Source organism: Bradyrhizobium sp. USDA 4510, assembly GCF_054059095.1.
On record NZ_JBSSBT010000001.1, the window covers coordinates 4,922,056 to 4,944,955 of the forward strand.

The 22,900-nt window shown below is 63.0% G+C and carries 16 protein-coding genes and 1 pseudogene; 10 read left to right on the top strand and 7 right to left on the bottom strand.

Going from position 1 to position 22,900, the window contains the following annotated elements; translation table 11 throughout:
* Nucleotides 1-5: 5 nt before the first annotated feature.
* The 4 genes from flgK to ACVMDN_RS22985 form a co-directional block, all read right to left on the bottom strand.
* Nucleotides 6-1,883 carry a flagellar hook-associated protein FlgK gene (flgK, locus tag ACVMDN_RS22970; RefSeq protein ID WP_168855002.1) on the bottom strand — a complete coding sequence of 626 codons (1,878 nt, stop codon included), beginning with the start codon at nucleotides 1,881-1,883 and terminating at the stop codon, nucleotides 6-8.
* Nucleotides 1,884-1,929: 46 nt separating this feature from the next.
* A complete protein-coding gene (locus ACVMDN_RS22975; RefSeq protein WP_141340721.1) occupies nucleotides 1,930-3,762 on the bottom strand; it encodes a flagellar hook-basal body complex protein in 1,833 nt (610 codons plus the stop codon).
* Nucleotides 3,763-3,945: 183 nt separating this feature from the next.
* Nucleotides 3,946-4,446: a peptide-methionine (R)-S-oxide reductase MsrB gene (msrB, locus tag ACVMDN_RS22980; RefSeq protein ID WP_141340720.1), complete on the bottom strand. Its 501-nt coding sequence runs from the start codon at nucleotides 4,444-4,446 to the stop codon at nucleotides 3,946-3,948.
* A 76-nt stretch (nucleotides 4,447-4,522) separates the two neighbouring features.
* Nucleotides 4,523-6,019 carry an NAD(P)/FAD-dependent oxidoreductase gene (locus tag ACVMDN_RS22985; RefSeq protein WP_253623680.1) on the bottom strand — a complete coding sequence of 499 codons (1,497 nt, stop codon included), beginning with the start codon at nucleotides 6,017-6,019 and terminating at the stop codon, nucleotides 4,523-4,525.
* 95 nt (nucleotides 6,020-6,114) lie between these two features.
* Here ACVMDN_RS22985 and ACVMDN_RS22990 point away from each other — a divergent pair, with 95 nt between their 5' ends.
* Together ACVMDN_RS22990 and ACVMDN_RS22995 are read left to right on the top strand one after the other, a co-directional pair.
* Nucleotides 6,115-6,657, top strand: coding sequence for a SixA phosphatase family protein (locus ACVMDN_RS22990; RefSeq protein WP_253623679.1), 543 nt, complete (start codon nucleotides 6,115-6,117; stop codon nucleotides 6,655-6,657).
* 156 nt (nucleotides 6,658-6,813) lie between these two features.
* Nucleotides 6,814-7,239, top strand: coding sequence for a universal stress protein (locus ACVMDN_RS22995; RefSeq protein WP_076825691.1), 426 nt, complete (start codon nucleotides 6,814-6,816; stop codon nucleotides 7,237-7,239).
* Between the two features lie 366 nt (nucleotides 7,240-7,605).
* Here the strand turns inward: ACVMDN_RS22995 and ACVMDN_RS23000 are convergent.
* Nucleotides 7,606-7,909 (bottom strand): annotated as a pseudogene (locus ACVMDN_RS23000) (transposase); the annotation flags it as partial.
* Between the two features lie 277 nt (nucleotides 7,910-8,186).
* On the opposite strand from ACVMDN_RS23000, the gene ACVMDN_RS23005 reads away from it, so the two are divergent.
* From ACVMDN_RS23005 to ACVMDN_RS23025, 5 genes are read left to right on the top strand one after another with little or no spacing between them, the layout of a single operon-like run.
* Nucleotides 8,187-9,071: a peptidyl-prolyl cis-trans isomerase gene (locus tag ACVMDN_RS23005; RefSeq protein WP_076825693.1), complete on the top strand. Its 885-nt coding sequence runs from the start codon at nucleotides 8,187-8,189 to the stop codon at nucleotides 9,069-9,071.
* 56 nt (nucleotides 9,072-9,127) lie between these two features.
* Nucleotides 9,128-10,138, top strand: a complete 1,011-nt coding sequence (locus tag ACVMDN_RS23010) for a HupE/UreJ family protein (protein WP_076825829.1) — start codon at nucleotides 9,128-9,130, stop codon at nucleotides 10,136-10,138.
* Nucleotides 10,135-12,063 carry a DUF3604 domain-containing protein gene (locus ACVMDN_RS23015; RefSeq protein WP_456834969.1) on the top strand — a complete coding sequence of 643 codons (1,929 nt, stop codon included), beginning with the start codon at nucleotides 10,135-10,137 and terminating at the stop codon, nucleotides 12,061-12,063. The genes ACVMDN_RS23010 and ACVMDN_RS23015 overlap by 4 nt, the downstream gene beginning before the upstream one ends.
* Nucleotides 12,064-12,088: 25 nt before the next feature.
* Entirely contained in the window at nucleotides 12,089-12,637 is a 549-nt protein-coding gene (locus tag ACVMDN_RS23020; protein ID WP_141340719.1) for a hypothetical protein, read from the top strand.
* Nucleotides 12,638-12,967: a hypothetical protein gene (locus ACVMDN_RS23025; protein ID WP_199805218.1), complete on the top strand. Its 330-nt coding sequence runs from the start codon at nucleotides 12,638-12,640 to the stop codon at nucleotides 12,965-12,967.
* Here ACVMDN_RS23025 and ACVMDN_RS23030 read toward each other — a convergent pair.
* Complete coding sequence (locus tag ACVMDN_RS23030) at nucleotides 12,913-14,004, bottom strand: SphA family protein (protein ID WP_456834968.1); 1,092 nt, start codon at nucleotides 14,002-14,004, stop codon at nucleotides 12,913-12,915. The genes ACVMDN_RS23025 and ACVMDN_RS23030 overlap by 55 nt on opposite strands.
* Before the next feature lie 460 nt (nucleotides 14,005-14,464).
* Here ACVMDN_RS23030 and ACVMDN_RS23035 point away from each other — a divergent pair, with 460 nt between their 5' ends.
* From ACVMDN_RS23035 to ACVMDN_RS23045, 3 genes are all read left to right on the top strand, one after another.
* Entirely contained in the window at nucleotides 14,465-15,379 is a 915-nt protein-coding gene (locus ACVMDN_RS23035) for a formylglycine-generating enzyme family protein (protein WP_456834967.1), read from the top strand.
* Nucleotides 15,380-15,411: 32 nt separating this feature from the next.
* Nucleotides 15,412-17,052, top strand: coding sequence for an arylsulfatase (locus ACVMDN_RS23040; protein WP_456835863.1), 1,641 nt, complete (start codon nucleotides 15,412-15,414; stop codon nucleotides 17,050-17,052).
* Between the two features lie 494 nt (nucleotides 17,053-17,546).
* Nucleotides 17,547-19,973 (top strand): arylsulfatase, encoded by a 2,427-nt coding sequence (locus tag ACVMDN_RS23045; protein ID WP_456834966.1) that lies wholly within the window; start codon nucleotides 17,547-17,549, stop codon nucleotides 19,971-19,973.
* Between the two features lie 236 nt (nucleotides 19,974-20,209).
* On the opposite strand, the gene ACVMDN_RS23050 is transcribed toward ACVMDN_RS23045, so the two are convergent.
* Nucleotides 20,210-22,750 (bottom strand): sensor domain-containing protein, encoded by a 2,541-nt coding sequence (locus ACVMDN_RS23050; RefSeq protein ID WP_456834965.1) that lies wholly within the window; start codon nucleotides 22,748-22,750, stop codon nucleotides 20,210-20,212.
* Nucleotides 22,751-22,900: the final 150 nt, after the last annotated feature.

A 22,900-nucleotide genomic window follows, 5' to 3' on the forward strand; every position in this document is an offset into this window, starting at 1 on the left:
TACCCTCACGTGAGCTGCAGCAGCGCGTCGTACATCTGCTTGATCGACGACATCACGCGCGCATTGGCGGAATAGGCGTTCTGCAGCGAAAGCAGATGCGCCATCTCCTCGTCCATGTTGACGCCGGAGGTCGAGTCCATCTTGGTCTGCAGCGTGTTCAGCACGACGTCCTGGCCGTCAGCCAGTTGCTTGGCGGCGGTCGCCGACTCGCCCTGCTGGCTGATGAACTGCTTGGCAAAATTGAGCAGCGTGCCGGTGAACGGCGCGCCTGACGTGCCAAGGCCGGTCTGCGGCGAATAGCTGTACGAGGCGTTCGACAGCTGGTTCAGAACGAGGTTGGCGCGCGTGGTGTCGCCGGCCGGCGTCTGCGGATTGGTCGAGTACACCACCATGCGCGAGGGATCGCCGATCAGGCCGGTGTTGACGCTGATGCGCGCGGCAAGGCCGGTGGTCTGCGAGCCGTTCGCGGTGATCGCGCCGGTATAGAGTCCGCCATTGTCGGTGAACAGTGGAAGGTGCGGATCGCCCGAGGTCAGCGACGAAACCGTCGACGTGACCGACGCCGCGGTCACATCGGCCTTGTTGACGGCGCCGTCGTCGAGCACGCGCAGCGTCGACCCGGACGGATTGGAGAATTGCAGGCCGGTTCCGCCGAGTGCGCCGTTGAGCTGCGACAGCACCGAGCTCATGCCGCCCGAGAAATCGATGCCCAGCACCTCGTCGTTCGGATCGACGGTCGCGGTATTGCTCAGCGGCAGCACGTTCGGATCGTCGACGCGAATGATCGACAGATTATGCGTGAGGCCAGTGGTGTTGTCCTTGTAGGAGACGTGGATGGTGTTGCCGTTCTGCAGCCCCGAGAGGTCGAGGTCGAAGCCGGACTGCGCCCCCGCCGTCGCCGCGGTGCCCGCGGTCGTCTTGTCCGACAACGCGCTCGACATCGCGGCCGCGAACTGATCGATCTGTGTCTGGGCCTGCGCCAGCGTGTTGTCGCGCAACTCGAGATAGGCGGCGATCTTGCCGGAGCGAATCGAGTTGGTCGACACCATGTCATAGGTGCCGCCATGCGGGAACGTGATGGTGATGGTGCCGACCGTGCTCTTGGTCGGGTCGGTATTGTACAACGTGTTGGGCGTCATCGTGCCCTGGGCGTTGAAGCTGAGCGTCGCGGCCTCGGTGCCGACCAGCTGCACGCCGGAATTGGTGAACACGCTCACCTGGTTCTGGCTGTTGGTGACGGTGCGGATGTCCATCAGCTGCGAGAGCTGCGTGACGTAGCGGTCGCGCTGATCGAGCAATGCCGCGGTCGAGGCATCGGTCGTGCCGCCATTGGCCGCCAGCTGGACATTGAGGCGGGCAATCTGCTGCAACGCATTGTTGGCGCTGTTGATGGAGTCGCTGATGCCGGCCTCGGCGTTGGCGCGCAGCGTCTGGATTCCCTGCGAGGTCGCGTTGAGCTGCTGCGCCATCGATTGCGCGGCATTGATCACGCCGATGCGGGCCGACTGCGATTCCGGGCTGGTCGACAGCCCCTGCAGCGCGGTCAGGAACTTGTTGTAGGCGTCCTCGATCGTGCCGGTGGAGTCGGGATTGCCGTACACGCCCTGCAAATTGGCCAGAAAATCCGAGCGGACGTCGGCATAGGCCGCGCCCGACGTCTCGGTGCGAAGCTGGGTCTGCAGGAATTCGTCGAGCTGGCGGTTGACGCCGGTGATGAGGACGCTCGATCCGTACTGGCCGGTGGTGCCGGTGACCTGGTTGAGCGTCTTCCTGACGTAGCCGGGCGTCTCCGCGTTGGCGACGTTCGACGACACGAGCGAGAGCGAGGCCTGCGTGGCGCGCAGGCCCGACATCGCGGTGGAAAGGGCTTGGCTCAAACCCATGATGTGTACTCGCCTTTACTTCTTCACACGTGCAGCAACGATGCGATCAGCGCACCACGTTCAGGAGATCCTGCACCATCGAATTGGTTGTGGTGATCACCTTGGTGTTCGCCGAATAGGCCTGCTGGGTCACGATCAGCTTGGTGAATTCGTCGGCGATATCGGTGTTCGAGCTCTCGAGCGAGGAGCCGACGATGGTGCCGGCCTTGCCGAACAGCGCCGCGCCGGACTCGTCGGTTGCCTCGAACGCACCGCCGTCGATGCGCTTGAGGAAGTTGGTGCCGTTGAAGGTCGCCACCGAGATTTCGGCGAGGTCGATGTTGCGGCCGTTGGTGTAGTTGCCGACGATGCGGCCGTTGGTCGAGACGCTGACCGACTGCAGCTGGCCGGCGGGGAAACCGTCCTGCTGGATCTGGTTCACCTGAACGTTGCCGTTAGCGTCGGCGAACTGGGTCACGCCACCGGAGCCGAAATTGATCACGGGGCTGCCGAGCGACACGCCGTTGACGACGGCATTGGTGAGCGCCACCGAGGAGATCGCCGGCGACATCTGGCCGTTCGAGGCGAAGGTGAAGTTGACGTTGACGTTCTGCCAGGAGACCTGCGTGCCGGTCGCATTGGGATTGACCTGATAGAACAGGTTCCAGGTGTCGGTATGTCCGCTGCCCAGCGAGGAGCTGTCGGTCTTGGCCCAGCGGAATTGCAGGTTCACCGGCGCGCCCGACACGTCGTAGGCCGTGACGGCGCCGCCCGAGACGGATTCGTTCAGGAAGGTCGAGTTGTCGTTGCCGACAACCTGGCCGGTGCCGACCGTGCCGCCGCCGCCGCGAACCGCAACCGCCGACCCGGTGAAGCCGAGCGCCGCAAAGGCGGTCGCGTTCGAGCTCGTCACGTTGAGATCGGCCAATTTGCCGGAGTGCAGGGTGATCTTGCCGCCGCTGATCGTCGATGGCGTCGTGGTACCGGTAATCGCGTCGATCTTCGCGAGCAGCGTTCCGATGCTATCGGTGACGTTGAGCTGGTTGCCGGTCGCCCCCGACGCCACAAAGGTGATGACGGTGCCGTTGACCGTGATCGTGTCGGCGGGCACGACGGGCGGGCCCGCAGAGCCGGCGCTGAAGTTGGTATTGATCGAATCGGTGCCGGCTGCGCCCGAAAGCAGGGTCGCGGCGGTAATGGCCACCGACGGCGTCGCCTTGTTGTTTTGCGCGGTGCCGGTGATCGCGGAATCGGTATACGGCGCAGCCGGCGTGCCCAGCACCAACGGATTGTTTCCACTGCTGAACGCGCCCGGCCGGATCAGCTCGGAACCGGGAACCGAAGTGTCGTGCGCGGTGGTCAAGGGATAGGACGCGAGGTTGGCGCGATAGTCGATCTTGGTGGTCTGCTGCGCCGGCAGGAAGTCGTTCTTGAATTGCAGCACCTGCGGCGATGAGCCCGCCGGGTTGCCGGTGGTCGGGTCGATCGGCACGCCCTCGAGATAGTAGCCGGCGCCGTTGACGAGATAGCCGTCCTTGTTGAGCTGGAAATCGCCGCGGCGGGTGTAGCGGTCGACACCATCGAACACCGGGGCACCGTCGGTGAAGCTGCCGGGCTTCTGCACCGCGAAGAAACCGTTGCCGTTGATCGCCATGAAGGTCGCGACCGATGCCGACTGGACGTCGCCCTGCACCGAGTTGGTCGAACGGGACTGCGCGGTGACGCCGCCGGCAAGTTGCGCGGTCAGCGCGGTCTGCGGGACGAGGTCGAGGAACGAGGTATCGATGCGCTTGAAGGCGGTGGTCTGCGAGTTGGCGATGTTGCCGGAGATGTTTTCGAGCGCGTACGACCCTGCGCGCAAGCCACCGACAGCCGTCGTGAGAGCGCCGAAGATACCCATGACATGTTCTCCAATTCGATTCCCGGCGGCTGGCAATCACAGGAATGGCCGCATCGGCGGAGCATGTCGCAAAGGTCGTGCCACGAAACAAAACGTAACAAAATCATCCGCTTGAAAAAAATGCCCCGGTCGTTCGACCGGGGCACATTTGCCGGGAGCGGCAACAATTGCCGGGAAGGAATGTCAGGTCGCCGATGGCGCCGCCGGGTGAAACACCAGCGCGAAACCGTCCATGCAGTAGCGCAGCCCGGTCGGTTTCGGGCCGTCGTCGAAGACGTGGCCGAGATGGCCGCCGCAGCGGCGGCAATGCACCTCGGTGCGCACCATGCCGAAGGTGCGGTCCGACGTCGTGCCGACCGCATTGTCCAGCGGCTTCCAGAAGCTCGGCCAGCCGGTGCCGCTCTCATACTTGGTCTCGGACGAGAACAGCGGCAGGTCGCAGCCGGCGCAGGCGAAGGTGCCCTTGCGGTGCTCCTTGAGCAGCGGGCTCGATCCCGGCCGCTCGGTGCCCTGGTTGCGCAGGATCTCGTATTGCTGCGGCGTCAGCTGGGCGCGCCATTCGGCGTCGGTCTTCTCGATCTCGAATTTCTCGGCGGCCTGCGCCGGCGAGGCGCGCAGCCAGCGGAAGGCGGCGAAGCCGAACAGGCCGGCGACGGAAGCAAGCAGGATGCGGCGATCGATCATCAATCATCTCCGGTGCGGACGGCTCAGGGGGCGTGCCCCGAGGTTCGTCAACAGATACGAATCCCGCCGGCGGACGTTACATCCGCCCGTCGGAGATCCGCTCACTTTCTTGCGAGGCATCCGGATACGCCGCCTCGCCGTCCTCGATCTGCCTGGGCGCGGGCGGATGCGCCGGCCGCACAGCCGACGGGGGTGGACGGCGGAGTGCGGGTCCCCGGGTTCCCGCCCTGAGATTGGCCTCGGCGAGCCGCGCCTCGCGCAGGCGTTCCTTCGCACGTGCACCCTCGCGGTAGCGCGCCAGAACACCTGCCACGGACGAGGCCCCCCTCGCCCACAGGCTGACGAAATGACCGGCGACGCGGCCGGTGGTACCGCCGGCCCAGACCAGCTCGAACGGCGAAAACAGCCGCCAGCGGTCGTCGCCCCACAGGATGCTGCGCGCGATCAGCTGCCCGGCGAGCGCCGAGGTGTTGAGTCCCTGCCGGCCGAAGCCGCTCGCCACCCACAGGCCCCGGCGCAACTGGCCGATCTGCGGCATGCCGTGCACGGTGACGCCGACCGCGCCGCCGAACATCTCCGCGACCGGAACCTTGCCGAGTTGCGGAAACACCGTGGCGACGCGACGCTGCACTGCGGCGCCGAGGCGCTCCGGCCGTGCGTTCCAGGTGGTTTCGGGGCTGGCCCACAACAGCCGATCGCCATCGACGACACGGAAATGGTCGATGCCGTCGCTGTCGACGACCGAGCCGGGAAAGGCGATGGACTCCGCCAGCCGCTCCCCGAGCGGCTCGGTCAACGCCGCGTAGCGCCACACCGGCAGCAGCGTATCGGACAGCCGCTTCAACGGCGCACCGAGATGGATATTGCCGGCGAGGACAATATGGTTGGCCCGCAACCGCGCCGTCGGCGTCACGATGCGCTTGCGGATGCCCGAAAAATCGATGCTGACGACCGGCGTCTCCTCGAAGATCCGCACGCCTGCCCGCATCGCCAGCGCGGCGAGGCCGTGCACATATTTGCGGCCATCGATCTGGAACGCCTTCGGATAATAGATGCCGTGGAAATAGCGGCCGGTCCTGAGCACGCTGCGCACGCGATCGACCTGCCAGCCCTCGACCTCGGTCGCGAAATCCTCGCCGAGCGTCTGCAGACGGCCGATCAGCGCCTCGCCGACATCGACATTGGAGACTTCCAGCGCGCCGTCGCTCGGCTTGATGCCCGGGATCAAATCTTCGGTAGCGGTGGCGCGGACATAGTCGGCGCCCTCCTTCGACAGCGCCCACAGTTCGCGGGCATCGTCGAGGCCGACGCGCTCGATCACATCTGATATCGGCAGGCCGAATCCCGGCATCACGGTACCGAGATGATGACCGGAGGCGTTCCAGCCGATCTGGCGGCCCTCGAGCACCGCAACGCTCGCACCGAGCCGCGCCGCCTCACGCGCCACGGTCAGGCCGGCCAGCCCGGCCCCGACCACGCAAATGTCGACGTCGAGGTCGAACGCCAGACGGTCGCGGAACGGCGAGGCCGCCTGATCGGGGCCGTCCGCCGCACTTGTGGAACTCTCGCTCATGGCGTTTCTTACGGACCGCTGCGGCGCTTGTCACCTTGTCCAGGGCATGAGCCTGTAGAATTAATTCGACCTGACCGAATCGAGAATGGAAGTCCATGCGCCGTTTGCTGCTGCTGCGTCACGCCAAAACCGAACACGACGCGCCTTCGGGGCACGACCAAGACCGCCGTCTCGACGAGCGCGGCCACCGCGACGCAGCGGAGATCGGCAGCTGGATCGCCCGTCATCCACCCCTGCCCAATCTGGCGCTGGTCTCGCCGGCTGTCCGCACCAGGCAGACCTGGGAGATCGTGCGCGAGGTGCTGAAGGGCGCCGGGTCTGCGGCGAAAGTCGAATTCGTGCCGGACCTCTACGGCGCCGATCCGGCGCAATTGCTGACCGCGATCCGGATGGCTTCGGTCACCGATCCGAAGCGGCTGATGCTGATCGGCCATAACCCCGGCATGCACGAGCTCGCGCTGACCTTGACCGGCAGCGGCGACGAGGCCGCAAAGCGCGCGCTCGGCGACAATCTGCCGACCTCGGGGCTCGCCGTCTTCGACTTCGCGACCGACGACTGGAACGACGTCTCGTTCCGGCGCGGCAAGCTCGTCCTATTCGTCAGCCCTAAACTGTTGAAGCAGGCCTCGCGCAGCTGACGCAAGCGGACAGCGCCGCGCCGCCATGCTATATTGACCTCTGCGCGACAGGGGGACCGGTTCGCGTCGATACCAGACCGACTTCAAGAAAAAGAAGGCGCGCGTCCCGGCACAGGGACCAAACGGCTCCAGACCAATCGCGGACAGGAGGCGCAGATGTACAAGTCCATTCTCGTTCCGATCGACCTCGCCGATACCGACCTGGCGAAGCCGGCGATCGCAACCGCCGCGACGCTGTCACAGACATGGAACGGGGCGGTGCGTCTGCTCAACGTGCTGCCGATGACGCCGGTGATGCTCGCCGAATATGTGCCGGCGGATTTCGACAGCCAGCAACGCGAAACGTCGGAAGAGGCGCTTGCGATCGTCGCGCGCGAATCCGGCATCGCGCCCTCCCGCATCTCGGGCGTGGTCCGCCAGGGCGGCATCTATCACGAGATCCTCGAAGAGGCCGCGACCATGAAGGCCGACCTGATCGTGATGACCTCGCACCGGCCGGCGATGCGCACCTACTTCCTCGGCTCGAATGCCGGGCACGTGGTGCGCTACGCCAAATGCTCGGTGCTGGTGGTGCGGCACTAGAGCAGAATGAGTTATGGGGCCGTCGCAGGCGGCGCTGCCAAAATATCGAAAACAACCCCATGCAAAGTAGCCGGCGGCGGCCGGCGCTCGGCCAGGGCGACTTGACACGTCGGGCAACTCAGGAACATTCTTCTAATATTCCGAAATTGCGCCCGGGCATGGTCAGCCCTCCCAGAGCCGACCACCCATGAATCATTGAAAAATTGATTCGGGAATCCTATAAAACGCGGCAAAATCAACAATCTGCCAAAGTAGTGGGCGCGGACTCATTAAGGCGCAGCCATAGCCTGATTGACGCGAGTTGAACGAAGGCAAGATAGTTAGCGGCAAGCCTGTCGTACCGCGTCGCCACGCTACGACATTGTTTGATTCTTGATGCACGCGGACAATGGAGGTGTCGATCATCTGGACAGCGGCATCATGGGCGGCGGCAATCGCTTCTATGATGCGGCCCCAGACACCAGCCCGCCGCCAGCGGACGAACCGGTTGTAGCAAGTGGTGTATGGGTCAAACGCCTCCGGCAGATCACGTCAGGGTGCTCCCTGATCGGAGCACCCAGAAGATGCCATTGAGGACACGTCGATCGTTCACTCGAGGAACGCCACGCGGCTTGTTCGGTAGCATCGGCCTTATGGCAGTCCATTCATAGTCGGCGAGTTCGTAGCGCATGATTCGAGCGAACAGTTTGAGAGTTTGAATCACGGGAGTCCGGCCAAACGCAACGCTCCTGGCTCAGCCCCCGTTCGGCGCTTACGGGCAGAGGCGGACATCAACCTACCGACAATCGCTGATGAATCCGTCGAGAATAGCCCGATGCGGACATTGCCCGCTTTCGCCTGTGTTCCGCGACACGCCGGCGCGACGCCGGGCGATTGATCTGGATCAAGATGTGGGCGTGAAGGCGACCTTTACCTGACGCGATACGCTGGTCGCTACAGAGTCTACCATGAAGCTGTTGAAAGAGCCTTTGCTTCATTTCTTGATCGCAGGCGCTGCCTTGTTCGGCGCTTATGCCTGGATGAATCGCGCGCCGGAAGATCCGAACGCGGGCCAAACCCCGTCCCTCCAGGTCGGCGCTGGCGATATCGAGTGGCTGGCACAAAACTGGACCACTCAGTGGCGGCGTCAGCCAACACCGGAAGAGCTGCGCGGGCTGGTCACGGACTACACCGATGAACTGCTGCTCGCACGCGAGGCGCGCTCCCTGGGACTCGAAGATAACGACGTGATCGTCCGGCGACGCCTGGCGCAGAAACTGACCTTTCTTGTTGAGGATACCGCACGCCGGGCCGAACCATCGGATACCGAATTGCAGCAGTTCTACGCCGGGCATGCCCAGCTCTTCCGCAGCGATGCACGCATCTCGTTCACGCAGGTCTATTTCAGCCCGCAGCAACGCGCCAACGCGCAGTCGGACGCCACCTCAACATTGCAGCGGCTACGCGACGACGGCGCGCTCTCGACGGCAGCCTTGGGCGACCGCTTGTTGCTCGAAGCTGATTTCCGCGACGAGACCGAGCAGTCTGTGTCCGCGGCTTTCGGCGGCGCCTTTGCACGGGCGGTGTTCTCGCTTGAGCCCGGTGTCTGGAGCGGCCCGATCGAATCAGGGTACGGCCAGCACCTGGTGCGCGTTTCGACCCGGCAAGAAGGCCAATTACGTCCATTTGCCGATCTGCGCGAGCAGGTCGTCGAGGCGTGGAGAAGCGAGGAGGAGAGAACGGCGAAGGAACTGTATCTCGCGGGACTGCGCAAGAAATACCGTCTTGTCGTCGATGACGCCTTAAAGCCGCTGATGGTGCCGATCGCGGCCGCCTCCTCGAGGCAGCCGTGACAGCGCGCCGCTCACGCAAGCTTCGCTCCTGGGCGCACCACTCCGTCAAGCTCGCCATGATCGCGATTTTTGCGGCTTGGGGCCTTGCGTGGCTGACGCCCTGTTCGGCCCATGAGGTTCGTCCCTCCTATCTTGAAGTGCGCGAAGAGCGGCCCGGTGAATTCGACGTCCTGTTCAAGACGCCGATGCGCGGGCAGCTTCGCTTGGCGCTCACGGCGACTTTCTCCGGCAGCGCAGAAGACCTCACGCCCATGACGAGGCGTGCTGCCGTCGATGCCGCCGTGCAAACGTGGCGCTTTCGCGCGCTCGTTCCGTTGCGTGGACAGACGGTGCGCATCGATGGACTGCAAAACACCATGACAGACGCCCTGGTGCGCATGGTCTTCCTTGACGGAACCAACTGGGTGCGGCGGCTCACTCCGCAAGAGCCGGCAGCAATGATACCCCTGCAGCAGACCGGTTGGTCGGTCGCCGGCGTCTATCTCAGGCTGGGTGTTGAGCACATCCTGTTCGGTATCGACCACCTGTTGTTCGTGCTGGCGCTGCTGATCCTCACCCGCGGGACCTGGCTGCTGGTGAAGACGGTAACCGCATTCACGGTCGCGCACAGCATCACGCTGGCACTGGCGACGCTCGGCTATGTGCATGTGCCGGCTGCTCCGGTCGAGGCGGTGATTGCCTTGAGCATCGTGTTTGTGGCCGGTGAGATCGTGCATTTGCAGCAGGGGCGTGAAGGCCTGGCGGCAAGAGCGCCGTGGTTGGTCGCGTTCACTTTTGGCCTGTTGCACGGATTCGGCTTTGCCGGCGCGCTGCGCGAGGTAGGGCTGCCGGAAGGACACGTGCCGCTGGCGCTCCTGTTCTTCAACATCGGGGTGGAGATCGGCCAGCTGCTGTTCATCGCAGCGACGGTGTGCCTCTCCTTTTGGTTTCTGCGTTTTCACAGATCGAGAATCCGCTGGGCAAGCGTCGCGACGTCTTATGCCATCGGGAGTCTTGCCATGTTTTGGGTAATCGAGCGTATCGCTGCATTTGACGTGGCTCATCGATTTTGGGGAGGAAACACATGAAACGAACGGTGTTGCAGATCGTTACCGGGTTGAGTGCCGCCTGTTTCATCTCGCCAACATTCGCCCAGGACGTTGGCGCGCCGGAAAAGGATCAGCTCGAACAATCCCTGCAGAAGCCCGCCTATTCGCCTTACGTGAATCGCGAGTTTCCCACGCGACCGTTCTTTGGCGACACGCACCTGCATACTTCGTTTTCGATGGATGCCGGCGCATTCGGCGCCCGGCTCGACCCGAAGGACGCCTATCGCTTTGCCCGCGGCGAACAAGTCACTTCGAACACGGGCCAGCCGGTGAAGCTTTCCCGGCCGCTTGATTGGCTTGCGGTGACAGATCATTCCGACAACATGGGCTTCTTCCCGGACCTGTTCGCGGGTAAGCCTGATCTTCTCGCCGACCCGACCGGTCGCAAATGGTACGACATGATCAAGTCTGGCCAGGGCGCCGAGGCCGCGATCGATATCATCGTTCAGTTTTCGCACGGTACGTTTCCGAAGGACCTGATGTACTTCCCGGGAACGCGTGCCTATCGGGGCGCGTGGCAGAAGACCATCGAGGCTGCTGAACAGTTCAACGATCCCGGCCGCTTTACCACCTTCATCGCCTACGAATGGACCTCGAATACCGGCGGCAACAACCTCCATCGCAACGTGATCTACCGCGACAACGGTGACAAGGCGAGCCAGGTCGAGCCGTTCACCGTGTATCCGCCCTACGGCAGCGACAATCCGGCCGACCTGTGGAAATGGATGCAAGGCTACGAAGCCAAGACCGGCGGCAGCGTACTGGCGATTGCCCACAACGGCAATTTGAGCAACGGAACGATGTTCCCCGTGGTCGAGGCTTTCGGCAAGGCCCTCGACCGCGACTATGCGGAGCAACGCGCCAAGTGGGAGCGGCTCTACGAGGCCACACAGACCAAGGGCACCGGCGAGTCTCATCCGTATTTGTCGCCGAACGACGAGTTCGCTGCGTTCGAAATCTGGGACAAGGGCAACCTCGACGGCAGTGTTGCCAAGAAGAAGGAAATGCTTGAGTTCGAGTATGTACGTTCAGCCTACAAGAACGGCCTCAAGCTCGAGCAGCGCCTCGGCATCAACCCCTACAAGTTCGGCCTCGTCAGCGGCAGCGATGCGCACACCGCCCTCTCCGCGATGGAGGAGAACAACTTCTTCGGCAAGACCGTTCCGCAAGAGCCGAGCCCGCACCGGATGGGCGCTACCTTCATCGATAACAAGACGACCGGCGTGAAGATCATGGATTGGGAGGTCGGCTCCTCCGGCTATGCCGCCGTGTGGGCTAATGAGAACACCCGCACGTCCATTTGGGATGCCATGCAACGTAAGGAGACCTACTCCACCACCGGCACCCGCGTGATCGTGCGCTTCTTCGGGGGCTGGGATTTCGTGCCCCAGGACGCGGACAATCGCCTGCCGGCCCAGGTCGGCTACAGCAAGGGCGTGCCCATGGGCGGCGACCTGCGCGCAGCGCCGCAGGGAAAGGTACCGACGTTTCTGGTCGCCGCGCTGAAGGACCCGATCGGCGCCAACCTTGATCGCTACCAGATCATCAAGGGCTGGCTCGAAAAGGACGGCAGCGTGAGCGAAAAGGTTTTTGATGTCGTCTGGTCGGGAGATCGCAAGCCCGGCAACGATGGCAAGCTGCCATCAGTTGGCGATACGGTAGACGTAGCGAATGCCACGTGGACCAACACGATCGGCGCGCCCGAGCTCATCACGGTGTGGAAAGATCCCGAATTCGACCCAAGTCGGCCGGCCTTCTACTACGGCCGGGTGATCGAGATTCCGACCCCGCGCTGGACCGCCTACGACGCGAAACGCTACGGCGTCACGCCGTTGCCCGGCACCGCCATGAAGGTCACCGAGCGAGCCTTTACGTCACCCATCTGGTACACGCCGGCGAAGTAGTGCCGGGGCTGAAACGGAGGGCTTCATGCGAAAGCACCGGATTGCCGCAGTTTTCGTGCTCGGCTGGTGCGCTGCCTGGGCGCCGTCCCAAGCCCCGGCTTGCGGTTACCACGATGACGTCACGCTCGCGCGCGGCATGCTGAATTGGACCTACCCCGACGCGCTGCATGTCCTGGGCGCAATGGCGCAGGCGGTGAGCGAGCGGCGGCTTCCGCCCCCGGCGCGTACGCCCGATCTTTGGGCCTATCACCGCACCGTGCGATCGCTCGAACAGTTGGGAGAGCAGCTGCGGATACCGGCGGGTGAGAACGCGCCGATGGCTTTTGCGCTGCTGTTGATAGAGCCGATGTTATGGACTCGCTTCACGCCAGAGGGCGGCGACCTGCATGCGCAAGTTCATGTCTCTGCACCGCCTGTCGGCGAACTCGTCCTCATCAGCGGCGAGGACGTGGTTCGGGAGATAGCCAACCATCGCTTGTCGGTAGGCGACGCCTACCGACACGGCCTCATCCGCCTCTACGGCACGGAAACCGAGGTGTCGCGCTTTCTGCAGTTCTATTGCCGGTGTGCATAAATGCGTTGGGTCAAGTCCAGCAGCAGTCTTGATCCTGCGCTGAACAAAGCGTTGATTTTCGCCGCCATAACCGAAACAGTAACCGGCCTTGCCCTGGTAATCGTTCCGTCACTCGTCGGACATTTGCTGTTCGGTGAAGACCTTTCTGGTATTGCCATTCCGATCGGGCGACTGACCGGTATTGCCCTTATCGCGCTAGGCATTGCTTGCTGGCCCGGTCCGCCGCTAATCGGCATGTCTTCAGCACGGCACCGGTGGCAGCGTCACCGCTATTGCTATTTCGTGAATCTGGGCCTTGTGGATGTCGGCGGCGTTGGCGCCGCGGGCTGAAGATTGAACGTCAGCCAGACGTTCCAGCCTGCTGGCCGATTTTCATTGGCGAATTCGCCGTAGCCCTTCAGGTTCAGATATCCCTGCATGTCTCCGACCGGGAAAATGTAGCCGACCTGCGGGCCGACACCGGCCACGCGCGACCGGAAGCAGCCGACGCGATCGCCGGAGCCGCTGTCGCAGCCGAGCTGCTGATAGAAGTAACCGACGAGGCCGACCTGCCACTGCTTGGTCAGGAACTGCGATGCGCCCCAGTCGAGGTGCATGTCGACGCCGCTTTGATATTGGGTGGAGGGGTTGACGAAGTTGTAGGTGAATCCCAGCACCGTCGAAAATTCATGCCCGGTCTTTGGATCGAAATAGGTGTAGCCGCCGCCCGCGTCGACCGCCCAGTGCCCAATCCCCAAATTCGCCAGGCGGCCCGACTGATAGGCGCCGACCGGAAGGTCGGCGGTGACGTACGTCATGTAATTGTTGACACCGGCATTCCAGCGCAGCGCGAACTGCGGGATCAGGTCGCCGAATGCAATGAGCGAACTGTCGATGCTGTCAAACCGGGAGAAGGGGAACGTGCCGCCGCCTGGTCCCGTCAATGTCCCAACGAGCGATCCCGCCAGCGACGTGGAGTTGGAGCCGTAGGTCGCCAACAGGCTGGCAGAAGCCTGACCGCCCAGCACGGGTGTTGCAAAGGTGTAGGTCCCGGCGACAAGGCCAAGGTTCACATTCGCATTGACGTTCGCGTTGACGTTGGCCGTCAGATTCGCGGGAAAGCGACCAAGCGTGATTTCGCGCGACCGCGCCACGTCGCCGCCAGCGGAAACAGAGGTGTGATAATAAACCGTGGTCACCGACCAGCCCGGCGCCTGCTGGGGAACAGCCGCGAGGCTGCCAAAAAATCCGGGTATCCAAAAGCTGATGCCATTTTCATCGGCCCGAGCCGGTTGGGTGGAAAGCGCCAGCAAAGCGGCAAGCGCCCCAACACTCAAATGCCACTGCGAAAAAAATCTGCGTCCCAAATTCGGTTTAAAGCGCCGCATCGCCGATTCCCCGACTCTCGCGATCCCACCATTGCTCCGGCGGGGTAGAAACTCGGAAAGAATAAGCTGACGCTGCCGTTCGTCCACGCGAATTCGGCACACTTGAGTTCAGCCGGAGGTTTATTGGAAGGTTGTGTCTATGACGCCACAACCCTGGCACTTTTTGCATAGTCATCAGGGCTCTCCACAAGGAACGGGCGACCTGGCTCGATTGATCTAGATCAATGGGAGAAGGTTGTGCCGCTGCGAACGTGCCACCGCTTCAGATGTTCGATTGTCACGTTGACTGACTAAGGTGTAAGCCGCGCTCCTCCCTGGCAGAATCGGCGCTGGAAAGCTGCCGAGAGATTCCTGGAGGCGACGCTCGTAATTTTGAAAACTCGTTCATTGCGAGTAGCCCATGCACGACGTTGGCGTTGCGGCAGACGTACATTTGTCGGATGGGCCCAGTGAGAGGGGCATGGTCTGGATTCCGGGCGGCACGTTCCGCATGGGCTCAGACGGGCGCTATGCCGAAGAGGCGCCGGTCCATCGCGTCTCGATGAGCGGCTTCTGGATGGACCGCACGCCGGTCACCAATCGCGATTTTCGCAAGTTCGTCAACGCAACCGGCTACGTGACGTCAGCGGAGACGCGGCCTGACGCCAGGGACTATCCAGGCGCACTGCCGCACATGCTCAAGGCGGGCTCGCCGGTTTTCACGCCACCGAAGCGTCCGGTCGATTTGCGCGACTGGTCGCAATGGTGGAATTTCAAATTTGGCGCCAACTGGCGCCGGCCATATGGCCCCCGCAGTTCGATCAGCGGCATCGACGATCATCCCGTGGTCCACATTGCCTATCGCGATGTCGAGGCCTATGCGACATGGGCTGGCAAGGACTTGCCGACCGAAGCCGAATGGGCGTTTGCGGCGCGCGGCGGCCTCAACGGAGCCGAGTTCGCCTGGGGCGACGAGCTGATGCCCGGCGGCAGGCCAATGGCGAATACCTGGCAAGGTGTTTTTCCATACCAGAATCTTGGCGACGATGGTCAGGCGCGCACCTCGCCGGTGATGGCGTTCCCACCGAATGGCTACGGCCTTCATGACATGATCGGCAACGTCTGGGAGTGGACCACCGATTGGTGGTCCACCAGGCATGCGCCCGACGCGGCCAAGGCGTGCTGCGTTCCTCAGGATCCACGCGGCGGGCGAGAGCAAGACAGCCACGATCCGTCTCTGCCCAAGATCAAGATTCCCCGCAAGGTTCTCAAAGGCGGCTCGCATCTCTGCGCGCCGAACTACTGCCGTCGCTATCGCCCGGCTGCGCGCCATGCGGACGCGGTGGATACGTCCACGAGCCACGTTGGCTTTCGATGCATCATAAGGAGCAAGTGATGAACGACGACAAGGATAACGCCTCACGCGATATGAGCCGTCGAAATGTTTTGCTCGCGACGACAAGCCTGGCGGCGGCATCCGCATTAGGCGCCGCCGCATCGGTCGAAAAGGCGCTGGCCCAGGCGCAGCAGGCACCGAGCGGCCAGCGGCCCAATATCGTCGTCATCATGGGGGACGATATCGGCATCTGGAATATCGGTGCTTACCATCGTGGCATGATGGCCGGCCGGACGCCGAACCTCGACAAGATCGCCGCAGAAGGCATGCTGTTTACCGATTATTACGCCGAGGCGAGCTGCACCGCAGGCCGCGCCAACTTCATTACCGGCGAGCTGCCGATCCGCACCGGCATGACAACGGTCGGCCAGGCCGGCGCCCCCACAGGCTTGCCGGCGGAGGCTGTGACCATTGCCACCGCGCTCAAGGGCATGGGCTATGCCACCGGCCAATTCGGCAAGAACCACCTTGGCGACAAGAACGAATTTCTGCCGACCGTGCACGGCTTCGACGAGTTCTTCGGTTATTTGTATCACCTCGACGCGATGGAAGATCCGGCCCACCCTGCCTATCCGCAGGAGCTGTTGAACAAGGTCGGCCCGCGCAACATGATCCATTCGTGGGCGACCAATGTGGACGACGCCACCGTGGATCCCCGCTGGGGCAAGGTCGGCAAGCAAAGAATTGAGGACGCCGGAACGCTCTATCCCAAGCGGATGGAAACCGTGGACGATGAAATTCGAGACTTTGCGTTGAGTTTCATTGAAAAGGCCAAGGCCGATAACAAGCCGTTCTTCTTGTGGCTCAATCCGACCCGCATGCACATCGTCACGCATTTGTCGCCGAAGTACGAGGCGATGCGCAACTCCAAGAACGGCTGGTCGATTCATGAAGCCGGCATGGCGCAGCTCGACGACGATGTCGGCCTCGTCATGAAAAAACTCAAGGACATGGGCGTGGATGACAACACCATTGTCATCTTCACCACGGATAACGGCACCGAGGTCTTCACTTGGCCGGATGGCGGACAGACACCCTTCGCGCAGAGCAAAGGTACGGTCATGGAAGGCGGCTTCCGCGCGCCGGCGATGATCCGCTGGCCGGGCAAGGTGCCGGCGGGCAAGGTCGAGAACGGAATCATCTCCGGTCTGGACTGGTTCCCGACCTTGCTGGCGGCTGCCGGCAGCCCGAACATTGCCGAGGAACTGAAGAAGGGCAAGCAGATCGGCGATCGCACCTACAAGTGCCATCTGGATGGCTATAATCAGATGGACATGATCACCGGCAAGGGGCCGTCGAACCGGCACGAAATCTGGTACTTCGGCGAGAGCGAGCTGGGGGCCGTGCGCATCGACGACTACAAGTATCGCTTCATCGACCAGCCCGGGGGTTGGCTGGGCGAAAAAACCAAGGTTGACGTGCCCTACCTGATCAACCTCCGCCTGGATCCGTTCGAGCGAACGGGCTGGCCGGACAGCGGGACCAAATACGGCGCGCAACAATACTTCGACTGGTTCAAATATGAATTCTGGCGCTTCGTGTTCGTTCAACAGGAGGTCGAGAAGCTGGCCATGACCGCAATCGAATTTCCGCCGATGCAGAAGGGCGCGAGCTTCAACCTCGATGCTGTGAAGGCGAAAATCGAGGCCGCCAGGACGGCAATGGCAAAATGAGATTCATGATCGTGTTGGGCGGCGTCCATGCCGCCCAACACCGTCTCGCCTTTCGGCCGGCGTTCGACCAGGCGACTTGACACGTCGGGCAGCTCAGGGACAATCTTCTAATATTCCGAAATTGCGCACGATGCCATTGAGGACGCGGCGGTCACTCGCTCGTCGCACGCCGCGCGGCTTGTTGGGCAGCATCGGCTCGGCAGTCCGGCTCAATCAGGCGCTGACCGACGGCGATTGGTCGCTATGCCCCCAAAGCGGATGCATTGTGTTCACATCGAGTTCTTCAGCTTCTGACCAAAGCGGTCGCGAGACCCGGTTTTGGCCCGAAGTACCAAGGGGCCCTCCGTTGATCTAGATCAAGGGAACAAAGCGGCGCTTCCATTTCGATCCCCCAATGGTTGTACAGCGTCGGGTGAGCGGGGTGACACCTCTCCGTACCACACGTTAGCGGAGGCGTCCGAAAGCCCAAGCGGGTAACAGAAGGAGAGGCATCGATGAATCGCCGTCAGCTTTTTCTTTCCACCGCAAAGGGCGCGCTTGCGTCGGCACTCGGTTGGTCCTGGCTTCGCGAGTCGGCGCAGGCTCAAGAAGTGCTGCCGCTTCCGCGGCCGCCATTCAAGGGAAAAATCGGCACCACCTATAAGGACTCGTTTCCGGACAAGATTCCGATCATTAGTGCACCAAGCGGCGCGCCGAACGTCCTGCTCGTTCTGATCGACGATTGCGGCTTCGGACAATGGGGGACTTTCGGCGGCCAAATCCCTACCCCGAACCTGGACCGGCTCGCAAAGGCCGGATTGCGCTACACGCGCTTCCATACCACGGCGCTATGTTCTCCAACGCGGGCCGCGCTGCTCACGGGCCGCAATCATCATTCCGCCGCAACAGGCAACATTACCGAATTGGGCGACGGCTATCCCGGCTACAGCGGACAGATTCCCAACGGCGCCGCCATGGTGGCAGAGCCGTTGCGCCAGCATGGCTACAGCACAGCCTGGTTCGGCAAGAACCACAATATTGCGGATTGGGAGACCAGTGTGTCGGGTCCCTATGACCGCTGGCCAACCCGGCAGGGCTTTGATCACTTCTACGGTTTCTTGGGGGGCGAAGCGAACCAGTGGGCGCCGGCGCTCTATCGCGACAATACGCCCATCGAGATGGAGGTCCCGAGCGGCCGGAAAGCCGATTACACCCTGAATGAAGCCCTTGCGGATGAGGTGATCAGTCACATCAACAAGCAAAAGTCGGTGACACCGGACCGGCCATTCTTCATCTATTACGCGCCCGGTGCCACGCACGCGCCTCATCACGTGCCGAAGGAATGGATCGACAAGTTCAAGGGGCAGTTCAATCAGGGGTGGGATAGATATCGGGAAGAAACATACCAGCGACAATTGCGCCTGGGCGTGATCCCTGCCGACACCAAGCTGACCCCGCGGCCGGCGGAGATTCCTGCCTGGGATTCCCTTTCCGCTGATCAGAAGCGCATCGCCTCGCGGCTGATGGAGACCTTCGCCGCCTACACGGCCCAAACCGACTTTCATGTTGGGCGCGTCCTCGATGCTCTGGAAGCAGTCGGCCAAACGGACAACACGCTGATCTTTTGGGAGATTGGCGACAACGGCTCCTCGATGGAAGGTACCCTCAATGGCACCTTTAACGAGATGGTCGGCGTTAACGGTCAGCAGGAGGACCCGAGCTATATCCTGGCGCATCTCGACGAGATCGGCGGTCCCAAGTCCTACAATCATTTTCCCGTGGGATGGGCGTGGGCCATGGACACACCGTTCCAATGGGGCAAGCAGGTCGCCTCGCATTTCGGCGGTACGCGCAATCCGCTCGTCATCTCATGGCCCAACAGGATCAAGGACAAAGGCGGCATTCGCACTCAATTCCATCACGCGATCGACATCGTTCCGACGATCCTGGAGGCTGCTCAAATCGAGCAGCCCTCGTTGGTCAACGGGGTTGCCCAAAAGCCGATCGAAGGCGTCAGCATGGTTTACACCTTCGACAACCCGAAGGCTGAAGAGCAGCGTCGCGTTCAATATTTCGAGATGTTCGGCAACCGTGCGATCTACAGCGACGGATGGGTTGCGTGCGTCCGCCATGGACGGCTGCCCTGGCAAAACATCGGCTCGTATGATTTCGCCAACGACAAGTGGGAGCTTTACCGGATTGAGAGCGATTTCAGCGAGGCCAACGACTTGGCGGCTCAAGAGCCCAAGCGTCTGCGCGACATGCAGGACCTGTTCTGGGTCGAGGCAGCAAAATACGACGTGCTCCCGCTGGACGACCGGTTCATCGAGCGCGCCGACCCAAGCTTGCGTCCGAGCCTGATCGCGGGACGCACCGATTTTACCTATTACCCCGGCGCCACGCGGATCCCCGAAAGCTCATCGCCCAACGTGAAAAACCGCTCGCACAGCATCGCGGCGTATATCGATGTTCCGCAAGCAGGCGGTGATGGTGTGTTGATCGCGGCTGGCGGCACCGTTGCCGGCTACGCTCTCTACATCAAGGACGGTAAGCCGACTTACGAATACAACTGGTTTTCCCTGCAACGCTACAAGGTCACGAGTTCGGAGAAGCTCGCACCGGGTCCGGCAATCATTCGCGTGGACTTCAAGTACGACGGCGGTGGGCTCGGAAAGGGTGGCGTAGTCACGCTTTTCGTCAATGACACGAAGGTTGGAGAGGGGCGGGTCGAAAAGAGCGTCTTGGGCCGGTTCTCGGCCGATGAAACTTTCGACATCGGGATGGATACGGGATCGCCGGTCAGCGATGATTACGCGTCGCCCAATCCCTATACAGGCAAGCTCTTAAAAGTGGAGATTCACCTCGCCCCGGTGAACCACACCGAAAACGACATCAAAACGCTACGCAAGGCCGAACTGGCTGCACAATCGGCCATCGAATAGGGATCGATGAGATCGAGGTGCAAGTCAGGAGGCCCGTTGGCTCGCGGCCAAGTATCGGTTCGTGGCCCTTCTCGAACCTCCGGCGACGTCCGCTTTCTCGCGGCTGTCAGGGTGAGAGCGGACATCAAGCGTCCCTCATCCAGCTCCGCTTTATGAGTACACGGCCCAGCTGATTGGTCAGCTGCCACCATCGAGGCAAAGCCACGCACAAAAACAATGCTGCAAGCGGTGTTCGCCTAGAGGCGATTCCGTTGCGGCTGCATCCGGCGCACCTCGCGCTCGATGCTGGCGGCGACCAGCGGCGCCTTGTCGGCGGCGATGGGCGGGGAAAACACGAAGCCCTGCACCAAATCGCAATCGAGCCCGCCGAGCACGTCCAGCTCGGCGGACAATTCGGCGCCCTCCGCCACGACCGTCATGCCGAGCCCGTGCGACAGGGCGATGATGCCGCCGAGCAGCTTGCGCTTCTCCGGCGCGGTGGAAATGCCATCCACGAAGGCCCGGTCCACTTTCAGGCAGTCGAAAGGAAGGCGCGTCAGATAGCCGAGCGAGGAATAGCCGGAGCCGAAATCGTCCAGCGCCAGCCGGGCGCCCAAGCCGGACAGCGCCGTCAGCGTGCGACTGATCCGTTGCTCGGTATGATCCACGAACAGGCTTTCGGTCAGCTCCAGGCAGAGCAGCTTCGCCGGAAAGCCGGTCTCCGCCAGCACGGCCGAGACCGCGGTCTCGAAATCCACGCTCCAGATCTGCGCCGGCGAGACATTGACCGAGATGGAGCGCGGCGGCAGCCCGGCATCCAGCCAGGCGCGGCCCTGCCGGCAGGCCTCGCGCAGCACCCACAGGCCGAGGTCGACGATGAGGCCGGAGCTTTCGGCGATCGGGATGAACTCCGCCGGCGAGATCGGCCCGCGCTCGGGATGGGCCCAGCGTAGCAGCGCCTCGAAGCCGGTGACGCGGCCGGTCTTCAGGTCCACCTGCGGCTGGTAATGGGCCTCGAGGGCGCCGGCCTCCACGGCGTGGCGCAGATGGCGGCCGAGATCGAGCCTTTCATCGACCGCCTGCGCATAGACCGGCTCGAACAGTTGCGCCCGGCCGCGCCCGGCCTCCTTGGCCATGTAGAGCGCGAGGTCCGCGTTGCGCACGGCGGTCTCCGCCGTCGCGCCGTGCTCCGGCAGGCGGGCAATGCCGATGGTGGCGCCGACCGAGGCCTCGCCCTCGGCGAGATCGACAGGGCCGGACAGTTTGCCGACGAGCCGATCGGCAAGCCCGGTCAGCGCGGCGTCGGACGTGTCGCATCCATCCGCCAGCACGGCGAATTCGTCGCCGCCGAGCCGGGCGATGAAGGCGCGCGGCCCCAATTCCTGCCGCAACGCAGCCGCCACCTTGATCAGCAATTCGTCACCGGCGGCATGGCCGAGGGAATCATTGACCTCCTTGAAGCGATCGAGGTCGATGAGCAGCAGCGCACCGGTCCGGCCTCCCTGGGAGCAGCCTTCGGTCAGCGCGGCGAGCTGGCGCGTGAACAGCGCGCGATTGGCAAGGCCGGTCAACGGATCGCTGTAGGCGAGCTGCTCGAGCTGGCGCTCGGCTTCCTTGCGCTCGGTGACGTCCTGCACGGTGCCGATGATGCCGATGACCTTGTCGTGGGCAACCTCCGCCTTGCAGATCACAGCCAGATCGCGGGGCATGCCGTCCGCGTGCAGGATGCGTAGATCCGTGGCCTCGGTACGGCGGGTGAGCAGCACCCGTTTCTGCACCTCCCGGAAGCGGTCGGCGTCGCCGTCCAGGAAATAGGGTCCCATGTTCTCATCGGTCGGCTCGAACGTGTCGGGCAGGCCGAGAAGCTGGTAGAGCTCGGGCGCCCAGATCGTACGGCCGCTGTCCAGCCGGAAGCTCCAGGTGCCGATCTTGCCGAGGCGGTGGGCCTCCTCCAGCGCCCGCGTGCGCTGGTCGAGCAGCGCCTTGGCCGCCCTGAGCTGGGTGATGTCGCTGGAGGTGCCGCGATAGCCGAGAAAGCTGCCGTCATCGGCGAAGATCGGCTTGCCGCTGGTGCAGATGCTGACGCGCGAGCCGTCCTTGCCGATCAGCGTATAGGTGAAGTCGCGAAAAGGGCGATGGGCCTCCATATCGGCCCGGTGCCGCGCCATCGCCTCGCCGTCCTCGGGCGCATAAGTCAGTTCCCAGCGCGCCTTCCTGCCAGCGGCCACCGTCTGGAACGCCGCATTGCCGGCAAGCGATTTGGGATAGGGCAGCAGCCGATGTTCGGCATCGCTCTCCCAGCACCAGTCCGAGGCGGTCGAGACAAAATCGGCCAGCCGTTGCTCGCTCTCCGCCAGGCGCCGCAGCGCGGAGGTCTCCTCCGTGACGTCGCGGACGATGCCGGACACGCGTCGAACCTGGCCGTCCGCGTCGAATTCCGGCTCGCCATGCACCACGCAGTCGAGCAGGCTGCCATCGGAACTGCGGAGCCTCGTCCGCACCGCATAGGGCCGCCCCTCCGCCCAGCAAGCCGCGTAATGCGCCTCCAGAAGCTTCCGGCTTTCAGGCAGATAGCGCTCGCGCACCGTGGCGATGGGGATGTAGCCGTCGGCTGTGTCGAATTCGTAGAAGGCGGCGAGCTCGGGCGATATCCAGAGATCGGTCGCGGCGGCACTCTGCGACTCCCAGTAGCCCATGCGGGCCAACCGGATCGCACAGCGCAGCGATCGCTCCTCATGCCAGCGGCGACGCGCTTCCCGGGTCGGGGCCTGCCCTTGCGACAATTTGCGAGCGGCCATCGGTCCCCAACTCAACGCTAGCGTACGCAGCTAACAGGCTAGCATAGAGCGTCACAACCTTGGAGCGACGGCGGTGACGAGATGGGGCTCTTCCGCTTTTTTGGTGTAGTTTCGGTGAATTCTGCAACCGGCAGTCGGCGCCCGGCCCTA

Coding starts and splice junctions, on each gene's coding strand:
- ACVMDN_RS23015 (WP_456834969.1), top strand. CDS start 10,135: ATGAAACGAACGGTGTTGCAGATCGTTACCGGGTTGAGTGCCGCCTGT.
- ACVMDN_RS23020 (WP_141340719.1), top strand. CDS start 12,089: ATGCGAAAGCACCGGATTGCCGCAGTTTTCGTGCTCGGCTGGTGCGCT.
- ACVMDN_RS22990 (WP_253623679.1), top strand. CDS start 6,115: ATGCGCCGTTTGCTGCTGCTGCGTCACGCCAAAACCGAACACGACGCG.
- ACVMDN_RS22985 (WP_253623680.1), bottom strand. CDS start 6,019: ATGAGCGAGAGTTCCACAAGTGCGGCGGACGGCCCCGATCAGGCGGCC.
- ACVMDN_RS23050 (WP_456834965.1), bottom strand. CDS start 22,750: ATGGCCGCTCGCAAATTGTCGCAAGGGCAGGCCCCGACCCGGGAAGCG.
- ACVMDN_RS23030 (WP_456834968.1), bottom strand. CDS start 14,004: ATGCGGCGCTTTAAACCGAATTTGGGACGCAGATTTTTTTCGCAGTGG.
- ACVMDN_RS23005 (WP_076825693.1), top strand. CDS start 8,187: ATGAAGCTGTTGAAAGAGCCTTTGCTTCATTTCTTGATCGCAGGCGCT.
- ACVMDN_RS23025 (WP_199805218.1), top strand. CDS start 12,638: ATGCGTTGGGTCAAGTCCAGCAGCAGTCTTGATCCTGCGCTGAACAAA.
- flgK (WP_168855002.1), bottom strand. CDS start 1,883: ATGGGTTTGAGCCAAGCCCTTTCCACCGCGATGTCGGGCCTGCGCGCC.
- msrB (WP_141340720.1), bottom strand. CDS start 4,446: ATGATCGATCGCCGCATCCTGCTTGCTTCCGTCGCCGGCCTGTTCGGC.
- ACVMDN_RS23010 (WP_076825829.1), top strand. CDS start 9,128: ATGATCGCGATTTTTGCGGCTTGGGGCCTTGCGTGGCTGACGCCCTGT.
- ACVMDN_RS23040 (WP_456835863.1), top strand. CDS start 15,412: ATGAGCCGTCGAAATGTTTTGCTCGCGACGACAAGCCTGGCGGCGGCA.
- ACVMDN_RS23035 (WP_456834967.1), top strand. CDS start 14,465: ATGGTCTGGATTCCGGGCGGCACGTTCCGCATGGGCTCAGACGGGCGC.
- ACVMDN_RS22975 (WP_141340721.1), bottom strand. CDS start 3,762: ATGGGTATCTTCGGCGCTCTCACGACGGCTGTCGGTGGCTTGCGCGCA.
- ACVMDN_RS23045 (WP_456834966.1), top strand. CDS start 17,547: ATGAATCGCCGTCAGCTTTTTCTTTCCACCGCAAAGGGCGCGCTTGCG.
- ACVMDN_RS22995 (WP_076825691.1), top strand. CDS start 6,814: ATGTACAAGTCCATTCTCGTTCCGATCGACCTCGCCGATACCGACCTG.